13 protein-coding genes are annotated in these 12,747 nt (G+C 61.9%); 12 read left to right on the top strand and 1 reads right to left on the bottom strand.

Features of this window, described 5'->3' with window-relative positions:
* Positions 1 to 314: 314 nt before the first annotated feature.
* Complete coding sequence (locus tag HY852_RS19635; RefSeq protein WP_291606454.1) at positions 315 to 758, bottom strand: MarR family winged helix-turn-helix transcriptional regulator; 444 nt, start codon at positions 756 to 758, stop codon at positions 315 to 317.
* Between the two features lie 181 nt (positions 759 to 939).
* On the opposite strand from HY852_RS19635, the gene HY852_RS19630 reads away from it, so the two are divergent.
* The 12 genes from HY852_RS19630 (at position 940) to HY852_RS19575 (ending at position 12,727) form a co-directional block, all read left to right on the top strand.
* Positions 940 to 2,124: a substrate-binding domain-containing protein gene (locus HY852_RS19630; protein WP_291606453.1), complete on the top strand. Its 1,185-nt coding sequence runs from the start codon at positions 940 to 942 to the stop codon at positions 2,122 to 2,124.
* 154 nt (positions 2,125 to 2,278) lie between these two features.
* Complete coding sequence (locus HY852_RS19625) at positions 2,279 to 3,793, top strand: amidase (RefSeq protein ID WP_291606451.1); 1,515 nt, start codon at positions 2,279 to 2,281, stop codon at positions 3,791 to 3,793.
* Positions 3,794 to 3,829: 36 nt separating this feature from the next.
* A complete protein-coding gene (locus HY852_RS19620) occupies positions 3,830 to 4,687 on the top strand; it encodes a branched-chain amino acid ABC transporter permease (RefSeq protein WP_291606450.1) in 858 nt (285 codons plus the stop codon).
* 3 nt (positions 4,688 to 4,690) lie between these two features.
* Positions 4,691 to 5,911 (top strand): substrate-binding protein, encoded by a 1,221-nt coding sequence (locus HY852_RS19615; RefSeq protein WP_291606449.1) that lies wholly within the window; start codon positions 4,691 to 4,693, stop codon positions 5,909 to 5,911.
* Complete coding sequence (locus tag HY852_RS19610; protein ID WP_291606447.1) at positions 5,905 to 7,011, top strand: branched-chain amino acid ABC transporter permease; 1,107 nt, start codon at positions 5,905 to 5,907, stop codon at positions 7,009 to 7,011. Before HY852_RS19615 ends, HY852_RS19610 begins: the two co-directional genes overlap by 7 nt.
* Positions 6,998 to 7,732: an ABC transporter ATP-binding protein gene (locus HY852_RS19605; protein WP_291606446.1), complete on the top strand. Its 735-nt coding sequence runs from the start codon at positions 6,998 to 7,000 to the stop codon at positions 7,730 to 7,732. The genes HY852_RS19610 and HY852_RS19605 overlap by 14 nt, the downstream gene beginning before the upstream one ends.
* On the top strand, positions 7,725 to 8,426 hold the full coding sequence (locus tag HY852_RS19600) for an ABC transporter ATP-binding protein (protein WP_291606445.1): 702 nt from the start codon (positions 7,725 to 7,727) through the stop codon (positions 8,424 to 8,426). Before HY852_RS19605 ends, HY852_RS19600 begins: the two co-directional genes overlap by 8 nt.
* 279 nt (positions 8,427 to 8,705) lie before the next feature.
* Positions 8,706 to 9,083 (top strand): hypothetical protein, encoded by a 378-nt coding sequence (locus tag HY852_RS19595; protein ID WP_291606444.1) that lies wholly within the window; start codon positions 8,706 to 8,708, stop codon positions 9,081 to 9,083.
* A gap of 117 nt (positions 9,084 to 9,200) precedes the next feature.
* On the top strand, positions 9,201 to 9,659 hold the full coding sequence (locus HY852_RS19590) for a peptidoglycan-binding domain-containing protein (protein ID WP_291606443.1): 459 nt from the start codon (positions 9,201 to 9,203) through the stop codon (positions 9,657 to 9,659).
* A 167-nt stretch (positions 9,660 to 9,826) separates the two neighbouring features.
* Positions 9,827 to 10,993 carry a transporter substrate-binding domain-containing protein gene (locus tag HY852_RS19585; RefSeq protein WP_291606442.1) on the top strand — a complete coding sequence of 389 codons (1,167 nt, stop codon included), beginning with the start codon at positions 9,827 to 9,829 and terminating at the stop codon, positions 10,991 to 10,993.
* Entirely contained in the window at positions 10,990 to 11,604 is a 615-nt protein-coding gene (locus tag HY852_RS19580) for an ANTAR domain-containing response regulator (RefSeq protein ID WP_291606441.1), read from the top strand. The genes HY852_RS19585 and HY852_RS19580 overlap by 4 nt, the downstream gene beginning before the upstream one ends.
* Before the next feature lie 232 nt (positions 11,605 to 11,836).
* The gene (locus HY852_RS19575; RefSeq protein WP_291606440.1) at positions 11,837 to 12,727 is read left to right on the top strand and encodes a nitrilase family protein; all 891 of its coding nucleotides are present in this window, start codon (positions 11,837 to 11,839) and stop codon (positions 12,725 to 12,727) included.
* The last annotated feature ends 20 nt before the right edge of the window (positions 12,728 to 12,747 follow it).

Raw genomic sequence — 12,747 nt, 5'->3', positions numbered from 1 at the left:
TCGTTGCCACGACCGCCAATGAACGGACAAGGGACTTCCGCCGGACGCGCAATCGATGAGTATCTGGCTGTCCGTGATGATGCTGATTTCGGAGCAGCGACCGAGGTCACCCTGAAGTTCGTGCCGCCCTCCGACCCAGCGGCGCGCTGGACGGGGGGCGCACGGCGGCCAAGCCTTCTTCGCCCACTCGACGATCGATGTCGAGAACGTGATCATCTTCGATGTCGAGGCGACGCCGGCAATCCGGCCCGCGAAGATGTTGCCCGCCAAGGGCTTGATTGGGCGCTCGCTCGAACGGTTCGATATCTATCCGCTCAATTCGAAGTGTCGATCAAGCTCTCCAATAGCCGCTTCAGTTGGTTGGTCGACTCGTCACCATAGCTCTCTAGGATGTGCTCTTCCTGGCTCACCGCCAGTGAATTGAGCCGCTTGCACAGCGCCTTGCCGCGGTCGGAGATGAACATCAGGACCTTGCGGCGATCCCTGGGATCCTGGACGCGATAAACCAAGTTATCGGACACCATGCGGTCGATCATCTTGGTCAGCGTCGGATGGTTGAGCAAGACCGCATCGGCAAGCTCGCCCATGGAATGGCCGTTCCCGTCCGACAGAACTTTCAGAATGCGCCATTGCTCGACGGGTACGCCCTCTTGGCTCAGCCGCAGTTCCAACTGTCGGTTGATCTCCCGGTTGGCTTGCGCGAGCAGATAGGTGAGGTGTTCGGTGATGGGGGAGTTCTCTCTCGGCGGCTTGGCCACGGCTGAAACTTCGTTCTGACCCAAATGAGTGAATGTCTTGCAGCAATGCTGCATCTATATGCACTTCAATTGTTGAACATTCAATATTTTCAAATAGGATATTTTCGCAACTAAACCAGGGAGGGGCGCTGGCCGCCCGCTGCATGCATTGCGGCCCGGCAGCAGACAGACAGGAGTTGGCGTGCGCTCGACCGTAAACTTACCGGCTCATGGCGGTCCCGCGATTCCGCCGTCGCTCCTGTTTCGGAATTTGTCGTCGGGCGCGACCGGTCTCGACTTGTCCCCGACTCGGGCGCATTTCTCAAAACGGCGAGGGGCCGGCAGCAAGCTGCGGGTCGGCAATTTTCTCACCTTCACCGGGTCGCCCGGCATCTGGGGTCCGAGCTCCACCAACAGCGCGCTTTTAGCGCTCGCCGAAATCAACAAGCGCGGCGGCATTCTCGGGCGCGAGATCGAGATGTCCATGTACGACGCCGGCGGATCGCTGCAGGAAGTCGTGGCGCGCGCGGCGGAGGCGATCGCCTCCGACGAGGTTGATCTCATTATGGGCTCGCACATGAGCGTGGTTCGCGTGGCGCTGCGCAAGCTCACGCGCAATCGCATCCCCTATATCTACACGCCGGTCTATGAAGGCGGCGAGCGGACTCCGGGCGTGATGGCGATCGGCGAGACGCCGCGCAGCCAGAGCCGGCCCTCAATCCATTGGCTCGCCGACGCCAGGAAGGCCTCGCGCTGGTACCTGATCGGGAGCGATTATGTCTGGCCCTGGCAGTCGCATCGCGCGGTGAAACGGTACATCAGGGAAACCGGCGGAATAGTCGTCGGCGAAGAGTTCGTGCCGGTCGGCGAAGATAATCACGAGCCGCACGTGGCGCGCATACGCGCTGCCAAGCCCGACGTCGTGCTGATTTCGCTGATCGGCACCGACAGCATCATTTTTAACCGCGCCTTCGCCGAATGCGGCCTCGCCGCGACGACGCTGCGCCTGGCCGGCGCGATGGACGAAACCGTCCTGCTCGGCATCGGTGCCGACAACACCGAGAACCTCTTCTGCGCCTCCGGCTATTTCAACTGCCTCGCCTCGAGCGCCAACGACGAATTCTTGAGCGACTACCGCAGCATGTTCGGCCCGCACGCGCCGCCGATCGGATCCGTCGGCCAGTCCAACTACGAAGGATTGCGCTTCCTAGAAGCCGCCGCGAACCGCGCGGGTTCGCTGTCGCTGGAGCCGTTGCTCGCCGCCGCCCGCAACATCGTCTACACGGCCGCGCGCGGCCCCGTCACCATTCGCGACGGCAACGCCGAAATGCCGATATATCTCGCCGAGGCCGATGGTCTAGATTTCAGGATGATCATGACACTCTGAAAGCGCCCGCGGCCATTTCCCAAGCGAAAGTTCGAAATAAACCTTGAAAAGGAAAATATTTCCGTTTGTAATGCCCGCATGAAGCCGAGTGACCCGCGCGCCATGCGCGCCTGCGGCTTCGCGCCCAGGGATCAAAAAGCTTCAGGAGAGCGCAGTGTCAGTCGTCCTTCCAACTCCCACCCAACTTCGCGCGGTCGCCGACCAGTGCGGTCTTTCGCTGACCGATGAAGACGTTGCGTCATTTCGCGGCCTGATGCAGGGCTCGGTCGATGCGTACAATCTGGTTGCCGCGATGCCCGATGAAGTTCCACCGGTGAAATACCCGCGGACGCCCGGCTATCGCCCTTCGCCTGAGGAAAATCCGCGCAACGCCTGGTACCGGAAGGCGACAGTGAAGGGGGCGTCTTCCGGCAAGCTCAAGGGCAAGACGGTCGCGCTCAAGGACAACATCATGCTCGCGGGCGTGCCGATGATGAACGGATCGGCGACGCTGGAAGGCTATGTGCCCGACTTCGACGCCACGGTCGTCACCCGCATGCTGGATGCCGGGGCCGAGATCGTTGGCAAGACCCACTGCGAATCCTTCTGCATGTCCGGCGGCAGCCACACCGGCGCGGTGGGGCCGGTGCACAACCCGCACAAGATGGGCTATTCGGCCGGCGGCTCGTCCTCCGGTAGCGGCGTTGTCGTTGCGCTCGGTGAGGTCGATATGGCGATGGGCGGCGACCAAGGCGGCTCCATCCGTATGCCGTCTTCGTTCTGCGGCATTTATGGAATGAAGCCAACCTGGGGCCTTGTCCCCTATACCGGGATCATGCCGATCGAGATCTTCGTCGACCATACCGGGCCGATGACCGCCACGGTCGCCGACAACGCGCTTCTGCTGGAAGTGATTGCCGGGGACGATGGCTACGATCCGCGCATCAAGGCGCCGAAGGTCGAGGAATACACGAAGGCGCTCGGCGGCGACGTGAAGGGCCTCAAGATCGGCATCCTGAAGGAAGGCTTTGAGCAGCCGACCGCGGAAAGCGCGGTCAACGAAAGCGTGCGCGAGGCGGCGAAGCGCTTCAGAGGCCTTGGCGCCACCATCGAGGACGTCTCCATCCCGATGCATCTGCTAGGCCCTGCGATCTGGACGCCGATCGGCACCGAGGGCATGACGCAGACCATGATGTTCGGCGACGGCTATGGTCTGAGCCGCGCCGATCTCTACTCGACCTCTTTGATGGACTTCCACCGAGGCTGGCGCCGGCAGGCCGACTCGCTTTCCGAGACGACCAAGCTGTTCATGATGCTCGGCACCTACATCAACAACACCTTCGGTCCGCGCTACTACGGCAAGGCCCTAAACATCTCCCGCCGGCTGACCGCGGCCTACGACAAGGTGCTCAATGCCTACGATCTGCTGCTGCTGCCGACGACACCGATGAAGGCGACGCTGCTGCCGTCCGCCAATGCCAGCCGCGAGGATTACGTCGCCCGGGCGCTCGAAATGATCGCCAACACGGCACCCTTCGACATCACGCACCATCCGGCGATGTCGCTGCCCTGCGGCATGGTTGATGGCCTGCCCGTCGGCGTGATGCTGGTCGGCCGGCACTTTGAGGAGACGACGATCTATCGCGCAGCCCATGCCTTCGAGCAGGCCGGCGACTGGAAGAAGATGTGAGGGATTGCGCCATGCCGGCTGCTAGGATCGCAACCCATGGCTAGCGCATTCGTCGCCGCGTTCGAAATCCTAAGCTTCGCCGCGATCATCGTTCTGGTCGTGCTGGGGCTCGGGATCATCGCCAGCATGATGGGCATCTTCAATTTCGCGCAGGGCGAGTTCGTCCTGCTCGGGGCCTATGTCACCTACCTCGCCTATGGGCATGGCCTCCCGATCTGGGCCGGCATGGTCGCGGCGCCGGTCCTGGTCGGCGCGCTTGGCTTTGCGCTGGAGGCGCTGATCATCCGGCGCTTCTATGCCGCGCCGATCGTGGCGATGCTCGGCACCTATGCATTGGGCCTGATCATCCGCGAAAGCGTGCGGGGGCTGATCGGCGGCTTTTATCTGACCGTGCCGGAGCCGATCGGCGGTTCGATCGATATCGGCACGACTCACATCTCGACCTGGCGCCTCATCATCATCGTGGCCACGGTTCTGGTAATGGGGGCGTGCTATCTGCTGCTCTCGCGCACGAGCTTCGGCTTGCGTGTCCGTGCCACGCTTGAAAATCCCTCGCTCGCGCGCGCATCCGGAATTTCCACGCCCCTGATCTACGGCACCGCCTTCGCGTTCGGCGCGGCGCTGGCAGGACTCGCGGGTGCCCTGATCGTCCCGGTGTTCAGCCTCTTCGCCGATCTCGGCATCCGCTTCCTGATCCAGGGATTTGTCGCGGTCATGGTCGGCGGCGTCGGATCGTTCATCGGCCCTGTGGTAGGGGCTGGCGTGATCGGCACGATGAGCGCCGCGCTGCCCTGGGTAATGGCGCCGGTAGTCGCCGACGTCCTCGTCTTCGTACTCGCCATCGCCTTCATTAAGTTCCGGCCGCAAGGCCTCATTGCTGGAAGAGGGGTTTAGCCCATGTTCCCAGATCGCGTTAGTCTCACCCGTCGTCGCTTTCTTAGGAGTCTTGCCTTCGCGTCCGGTGCCATCGCGACCGGCGTCGGCAGCTGGGTGATCCGGCCCGACTGGGCCAACGCCGCCCAAGGCCCGATCAAGGTCGGTATCGCGACAGACCTGACCGGTCCGATCGCCTATGCCGGCAATGCCGATGCCAACGTGGCCAAGATGGTGATCAAGGAGATCAACGACTCCGGCGGCCTGCTGGGGCGGCCGCTCGAGCTCTACATCGAGGATACCGCCTCCAACGAATCGGTGGCCGTCGGCAATGTCCGCAAGCTGATCCAGCGCGACAAGGTGGACATGGTGCTCGGCGGCATCACGAGTTCGATGCGCAACGCGATCAAGGACCCGATCGTCGCCCGCGGCAAGACGCTGTACATCTATCCGCAGCTTTATGAAGGCAAGGAGTGCACCCCCTATCTGTTCTGCACCGGGCCTACACCGGCCCAGCAATGCGACGAATTCATTCCCTGGCTCATCAAGAATGGCGGCAAGAAGTTCGCGCTGCCCAGCGCCAACTACGTCTGGCCGCATACCCTGAACGTCTATGCACGCAAGGTGATCGAATCGAACGGCGGCGAAGTCGTGTTCGAGGAGTACTACCCGCTCGACCAGGTGGACTTCAGCGCGACCGTCAATCGCATCATCTCCAACAAGATCGACGTCGTCTTCAACACGGTGATTCCGCCGGGCGTCGGTCCTTTTTTCAAACAGCTTTATGAAGCTGGGTTCCTGAAGAACGGCGGCCGGCTTGCCTGCGTGTACTATGACGAGAACACGCTCAACATCAATCAGCCCAACGAAATCGAGGGGCTTGCAAGCTGTCTCGATTATTTCAGGGCGGTTACGAAGGACGATCCGGGCAGCGCCAAGATCCAGGCGACCTACGACAAGGAATTTCCCGGCAAGATCCTGTTTGCAGCCGGCAGCGCGGCGACAGGCACCTATCGCGGTCTCAAGCTCTGGGAAGCCGCCGTCAAGGAGGCCGGCAAGGTCGATCGTGACTCGGTTGCCGGAGCGCTTGATCACGCCAAGATTGCCGAAGGACCGGGTGGACCGGCCGAGATGGTTCCAGGCAAACGCCACTGCAAGATGAACATGTACACCGCCGTCGCCAAGAATGGAGATTATGAAATCGTGGCTCGCAGCAACGGTCTCGTCGATCCCAAGGAATGCTAAAGAGTGGTGCTGAACTGATGGGCGCCGCAAAGCAGGTTGTCCACGCCGATCCCGGCGATGGACCGGACGTCGCGATGGCTGAAACTCGGAGCACCGGAGGAGCCGCGGCAGAGCCGAGCATCCTGCTGATCGTTGAAGGCGGGGTGCTGCTCGCGGCGTTGGTCCTGCCGCTCGTGCTGCAGGACTATCTCACGGTTTTTGCAACCCGTGTTCTGATCCTCGCCCTATTCGCGCTCTCGTTCGATCTGGTGTGGGGCTATGCCGGGATCATGAGCTTCGGCCAGGCCCTATTCTTCGGCTGTGCCGGCTATGGTGTCGCACTGCTCGCGCGCGACCTCGACATCACCTCGATTTTCCTGGTGCTGCCGGCGGGAACGTTGATCGGGCTTGCTGTCTCGTTGATGCTCGGCGGATTCCTTTTGCTGGGGCGGCACCAGTCGAGCGTGATCTTCGTCGCGCTCGGCACGCTTACCGGCTCCTATGCGGCTGACCGGCTTGCACGCGGCTGGTACTATCTCGGCGGACAGAACGGCATTCCTTCGATCCCGCCAATGACGCTCGGCAGCTACGACATCACCGAAGGGCCGGTCTACTACTATCTCGCGCTCGGCATTCTCGTCGTCGTCTACCTCCTGTGCCGGTTCCTTGTGCGGTCGCAGTTCGGACTGGCACTGGCGGGTCTGCGCGAGAACGAGCAGCGCATCGCCTTTTTCGGCTACAAGACGCAACATCTGAAGGCGATCGTGTTCGCGGTAGGCGGCGCGATCGCCGGGCTTGCGGGCAGTCTCTATGCGTACCACGAAGGTTTCGTCTGGCCCAGCATGCTTGGCGTCGTGCTCTCGACGCAGGTTGTTTTGTACGTCCTGTTCGGGGGATCCGGCACGCTGATCGGTGCGGTGATCGGGACGCTCATTATCGAGGGCGTCAGCTTTTGGCTTTCGGACAATTATCGCGACGTCTGGCCGATCATTCTCGGTGTCCTGCTGCTGCTGGTCATCCTGTTTCGGCCGCTCGGCCTTATCAGCTTCGTCGTCGGGGAGCGCGAGCGCGTCGGCAGTTTTGGCGCGAAGGCGAAGGAAAAGCACAATGCCGCTTCTTGAAGCCGCCGGCATCGTCAAGGTTTTCGGCAAGCTGACCGCGCTTGACGGTGCCGCGCTCACGGTCGGCGAGAACGAGTTTCACGGGCTGATCGGACCGAACGGCTCTGGCAAGAGCACGTTGATGAAGTGCATCGCCGGCGCGGAAATGCCGACCCAAGGCAAGGTCAGTTTCATCAATAGCGACATCACCATGCTGAGCCCGCACGTGCGGGCTCGCGCCGGCATGAGTCTGAAATTCCAGATCACCTCCGTCCTGCCGACGCTGACCCTCTATGACAATGTCCTGTTGGCGCTGCAGGCGCGTGCCTCCCTGTTTGATCTGGTATTCTCGCGCACACGCGGCGCGCTGCACGAGCAGGTAATTACTATGCTGCGTCAGTTTCGCCTCGCTGACTGCGCCCATGACGCGGCGGCGACACTGTCGCACGGCCAGCAGCAATGGCTGGAGATCGCAATGGCGCTTGCCGGCAAGCCGCGCCTGCTGCTGCTGGACGAGCCGACCGGCGGCATGAGTATTGAGGAACGTCGTGTCACCGGTGAACTACTGCGGCCGGTGAAACGGCATTGCTCGCTCGTCATCGTCGAACACGATCTGGATTTCATCCGCGATATCTGCGATCGGCTCACCGTGCTCGACCAGGGTCGCGTGCTCGCATCGGGTACGGTTCCGGAAATTCAGGCCAGCAAGAGCGTCCAGGAGATTTATCTTCGTCGTGCCTGAACAGCATTTTCTCGATATCCGGCATCTCGAGGCCGGTTACGGCCGGAGCCAGGTGCTATTCGATCTCAACATGGGCATTCCCTGGCGCGGCGCGGTCGCCGTACTGGGCCGTAACGGGGCCGGCAAGACGACGCTCTTGAAGACGATCATGGGCGAGCTTCCGAGCTCAAGGGGCGAGGTTTTCTTCGATGGCCGCGACATCACCCGCCGTCGGACCGAAGAGCGGGTGCGGATGGGGATCGGCTATGTGCCGCAGGAGCATTCGGTGTTCGCCCGCCTCTCGGTGCGGGATAATCTGGCGGTCGGTTCGCTGTCCAACCGCGATGCTACCGCCGTCGATCGGGTTTTAACGATATTTCCAAAGCTTGGGCAACGCCTTGACCAGCCTGCCGGGACACTGTCCGGCGGCGAACGAAAGATGCTGGCGATCGGACGTGCGATGCTGGGCAATCCCAAGCTCTTGTTGCTGGACGAACCGACCGAAGGCGTCTGGGTCGGCGTGATCGAGGAGATCACGGAGCGGCTGATTGATCTAGCCAAGGAGATCGCGGTCATCATCGTCGAGCAGCATCTCGATCTCGCGCTGCAGGTCGCAGGCTATGCGTACGTGCTCGACCGCGGCCGCGTCGGGCTGCAAGGCGGCGGGGGCGAGGTGCGCAGCAACCCCGAACTGCTGCGATATCTGGCGCCGTAGGCCGTTGCTTTAAGGCGCTACGCCGCACCGCTTCTACGCGTTCGAGGTCCTGGTTTTTCGCCGAGCTAGAGGCATTTGCAAGAGCGCATCCAATTCCAATCGACGGCGGCAGCACTACTTCTCGTGCCGCGACATCCGGTATCGCGGTCCAAATCGTTGATTTGTTGGCTGACCCGCGCAAGGTGAGGTTGCCCGTGAGTACCAGCGGCTAGGCGGCCACCGAACAAACCTGGCGTTCCGCTCAAGCTGAGCAAGGGAGAAACGATCGGTGTTTTCACGTTGAGGCGGCAGATCGTCCGGCCCTTTACCGAGAGGCAGATCGAGCCAATTTCTATTTTCGCCGATCAGGCCGTCATCGCCATCGTAATCGTCCGGCCGTTCGAAGGAGTTCAGGCGCGCACTGAGGAACTGCGCGAATCATTGAAACAGCAGACTGTCACGGCGGACGTACTGAAGGTTATCGGTCGCTCGACGTTCGCGCTTGGACGCGAAGTCCCCGCCGGCCTGCGCTTCCCTTCCCTGTTGCAGTTTCAGACAAGGCTGTTCCGGGAAATCATTACCCCTGCTCGATTGTGCGGGGGTTCAAGCGAATCCTTTGACTGTGCAAGGCGCTGCGCGTTCTGTCGCGGCGAGGGGCGCAACGGAAGCTTGCGATGATTGAGGCGAGCCGACGCGAAGTGCGCCCCTCCCACGATCTTGCGATCTGGCGCGCCATGTCGCGAGCGCCTTCGTAGATTGAGCGAGGCACCCTTCGGGATGCCGTTAGCTCCGCAAATGGATCAGGCCGACATTGCGCGGCTGCTGCAGGCCCATCTCAAGCGTGTTGGATGCAATCCGGGCAATGTCGACGGGAGTTGGGACGATGCCTCGAAAGCGGCTCTCGAGTCGTTCAACAAGAACGCGCAGACCAAGCTGAACGTCCAGCTGGCAACTCTGGATGCTCTCGCTTCCGTCCTCGGCAAGACCGAGCGCGTACGTCCGCTGGTTGCAAGAAAAGGCCAGCGAGCCGACGGGGACCGCTGCATTCAAGTCAACTGCGAGAGCGGCTATTTCCTGAACTCCAGCGGGGCGTGCGAGAAAAAGCCCGAACCGCGGCCAAGCCTCGCGCAATCGGAAGAAACCATCATTCAATTGAGCTGGGTCGAAATTGCGAACCGTGTTTCTCCTGACCCGTTGTCAAACATCCGGACACAACAGGAAATGACACTACGTCTTTCATCGCACGCCCAGTAGAACTAAGTTACTGTGAATCACCATCGGAAGGGTTTCGTCGGACGATGATTTGCGCCCAAGAAGCGCGAAGCCGCGATAGATCGTTCCGGACCGGCTCTCCATAGTGACCAATTGAACGGGGGTTGTTATCAATAGGCCATTCGGGGCTTCTTGCGAAGGACGTGGCGATGGTCAGCAGCACTGCATATGTGGCGGATACATGGAGGGTGGGTGTCCTCTTTTCCCGCACAGGGTTGACGGCCGTCACCGAGACCGAGCATTTTCTAGGCACGGCACTGGCGATCCAGGAAATCAATCGGGCCGGAGGCATCCTCGGGCGCGAGATCGAAGTCGTCGCCCACGATCCGGAATCCGATCCTGAAACCTATCGCCGTCTGGCTGACCGGCTTCTGACGGAGGACGGCATTTCCGTGATCTTCGGCTGCAGTTCGTCAGCGCAACGCAAGGCGGTGCTGCCGGCGATCGAACGTCGTAACGGGCTGTTGTGGTATCCGTCGCTCTACGAAGGCTTCGAATATTCGCCCAACGTGATCTATACCGGGGCGTCGCCGAATCAGAACAGCTTTCCGCTCGCCGAATATCTAGTCCGCAACCATGGGCGCCGAGTGCTTATGGCCGGGTCCGACTACATCTATCCGCGGGAATCGAACCGCATCATGCGCGATCTCGTCGAATCCTACGGCGGCAAGATCGTCGACGAAGTCTACGTTCCCATGGCGGCGACTGAATCGCGGCTGCGCGAAATCGTCGCGCGGGCCAAGGAGCTGGCCCCAGATGTGGTGTTTTCGACCATCGTCGGTCGCTCCGCGCAGATGTTCTACCGGCTCTACCGTGAGGCGGGTCTCGATCCGGCATCGATGCCGATCGCCAGCCTGACCATGGCCGAAGGCGAGGTGCGCGAGGTCGGCGCGGCGCTGTGCGAGGGACACATCACGGCGGCGACCCATTTCGGATCGCTGCGAGGTTCCAGCAATCGCCGGTTCGCGGAAAACTTCCATCGCGCCTTCGGCGCCGACAAGCCGATAAGCATGTGGAGCGCCGGCGCCTATGCCCAGGTGAATCTGTTCGCGCTGGCGCTGGAGCGGGCCGGAACGCTCGACACCCAGCGGCTGGTCGAGGCGGCGCTCGGACTTTCGTTCGAGGCGCCGGAAGGCACGGTCCGGATCGATCCGGACAACAACCATACTTGGCTGACGCCGCGGATCGGCCGGGTTCGGCGCGACGGCGGCTTCGATGTGGTCTGGGAAGCCAAGGCGGCGGTGAAACCGGATCCCTATCTGGCGGTGTCGCCGCTCGGCGGGCGCTGGATCGGGGAGGAGGTATCGGTCGCATGAAGCCGGGCATCCGCCGTCTCATCGAAGAGCTCCGCGGCGCGCGCGTCCTGGTCGTGCATCCGCGGGACGCCGAAGGCGACGCGCTGCTCGATCAGCTGAAGCGCATCGGCTGCAACGTGCGCGGCATATGGCCACCGCCGGTCGAACTACCCAAGGACATCGATACGGTGTTCCATCTGGTGGAAACCGCGGAGACGCCGGCCTTCGTCGCTTCCGCATCCGACGACGGGCCGACCTTCGTCGCCATCGTCGACTACGAGAATCCTACGGTGCTGCGGCGGCTGCTCGACAGCAACGCCCACGGCGTCATCAACAAGCCGATCCGCTCGTTCGGCATCCTCTCCTCGCTCGTGCTCGCCCGCTCGCTGCGCGGCTATACCCGCCGCCTGGAAGGCAAAGTGCAGAAACTCGAAGAGACGTTGAAGGCACGTCGCGATGTCGACAAGGCGGTGAAGATCCTGGTGACATTGAAGAAGATCGGCGAAGCGGAGGCCTATGAATTGATCCGCGCCCAGGCGACGCAGAAGCGATTGTCGATGGCCCAGATCGCCACCACCATCATCGGCGCGCAGGATGTGATGGCTGGCTTGGGTCTGATCGACGAACTCTGAGCCGCCTTTGCACAATACGTCATCATCGCTGCCGATAATTCGATCCTGCCGCACGATTGACATTACGATCGCGTTATTGCTGTAATTCGAACGTTGTCGATGTTCGACCCTCGGGTTGAGATCGTCACGGCGGCCGGTCGGCCGCTTCAACATGTGGCTATGTAGCCCTCGATAGGTGCCGGACGGCGCTATCGGGGGTTTTTGTTTTGCGCGCTCCAGGGAGTTTTGCGCGATGACCTCGCACGTCTCAACTTCACCGGCGGCCGGTTCGATCAGAGTCGCCTGTATTCAGATGCAACCGGTGTTCGGCAACGTCGCCGCCAACGTCGCGCACAGCCTGGAGCTGATTGATCGGGCGGCGTCGCAAGGTGCCGATCTCGTCGTGCTGCCGGAGTTGGCCAACACTGGTTACATGTTCGCTTCGCGTGAGGAAGCGTTCGGCCTTGCCGAGCTAATTCCCGGCGGCTCCTCGGTTGCGGCCTGGTCGGAGCGGGCGGCGCGGCACAGCCTGCACATCGTCGCGGGGATCACCGAACGTTCAGGGCCCGATCTCTACAACAGCGCCGTGGTCATCGGTCCCGACGGCTACATCGGTACGTTCCGGAAAGTGCATCTCTGGAACGAGGAAAACCTGTTCTTCGAGCCCGGCAATCTCGGCTTCCCGGTGTTCCATACGCCGATCGGCCGCATCGGCGTCGCGATCTGCTACGATGGCTGGTTTCCGGAGACCTTTAGGCTGTGTGCCCTGCAGGGCGCCGATATCGTCTGCGTGCCGACCAACTGGGTTCCGATTCCGGGTCAGGCCGAAGGCCGTGAGGCGATGGCGAATATCCTCGTGATGGCCGCCGCTCACTCGAATTCGATCTTCATCGCCTGCGCCGATCGCGTGGGCATCGAGCGCGGGCAGCCCTTCGAGGGCCAGAGCCTGATCGTCAGTTACACCGGCTGGCCTGTCGTCGGGCCGGCCAGTCGGGACGCGGAAGACATCCTCATCGCCGAAGTCGATCTCGGCGAGGCCCGGCGTAAACGCAATTGGAATGCCTTCAACCAGGTTTTGCGCGATCGCCGCGTCGACATCTATCACGAGATGCTCGGCTCCGTCGCAAAGCGCGGCTGGTACTGATCCCTTAGCCTCTGCATCCC

This window comes from Bradyrhizobium sp., assembly GCF_016213215.1.
Classification (GTDB): domain Bacteria; phylum Pseudomonadota; class Alphaproteobacteria; order Rhizobiales; family Xanthobacteraceae; genus Bradyrhizobium.
Note: the sequence above shows the minus strand (reverse complement) of the source record. Positions and strands in the feature narration are given on the sequence as shown.

Bases quoted from the DNA above. Each gene is read 5' to 3' on its own strand.
- HY852_RS19620 (WP_291606450.1), top strand. From the start codon at position 3,830: ATGGCTAGCGCATTCGTCGCCGCGTTCGAAATCCTAAGCTTCGCCGCG.
- HY852_RS19615 (WP_291606449.1), top strand. From the start codon at position 4,691: ATGTTCCCAGATCGCGTTAGTCTCACCCGTCGTCGCTTTCTTAGGAGT.
- HY852_RS19610 (WP_291606447.1), top strand. From the start codon at position 5,905: ATGCTAAAGAGTGGTGCTGAACTGATGGGCGCCGCAAAGCAGGTTGTC.
- HY852_RS19605 (WP_291606446.1), top strand. From the start codon at position 6,998: ATGCCGCTTCTTGAAGCCGCCGGCATCGTCAAGGTTTTCGGCAAGCTG.
- HY852_RS19590 (WP_291606443.1), top strand. From the start codon at position 9,201: ATGGATCAGGCCGACATTGCGCGGCTGCTGCAGGCCCATCTCAAGCGT.
- HY852_RS19585 (WP_291606442.1), top strand. From the start codon at position 9,827: ATGGTCAGCAGCACTGCATATGTGGCGGATACATGGAGGGTGGGTGTC.
- HY852_RS19580 (WP_291606441.1), top strand. From the start codon at position 10,990: ATGAAGCCGGGCATCCGCCGTCTCATCGAAGAGCTCCGCGGCGCGCGC.
- HY852_RS19575 (WP_291606440.1), top strand. From the start codon at position 11,837: ATGACCTCGCACGTCTCAACTTCACCGGCGGCCGGTTCGATCAGAGTC.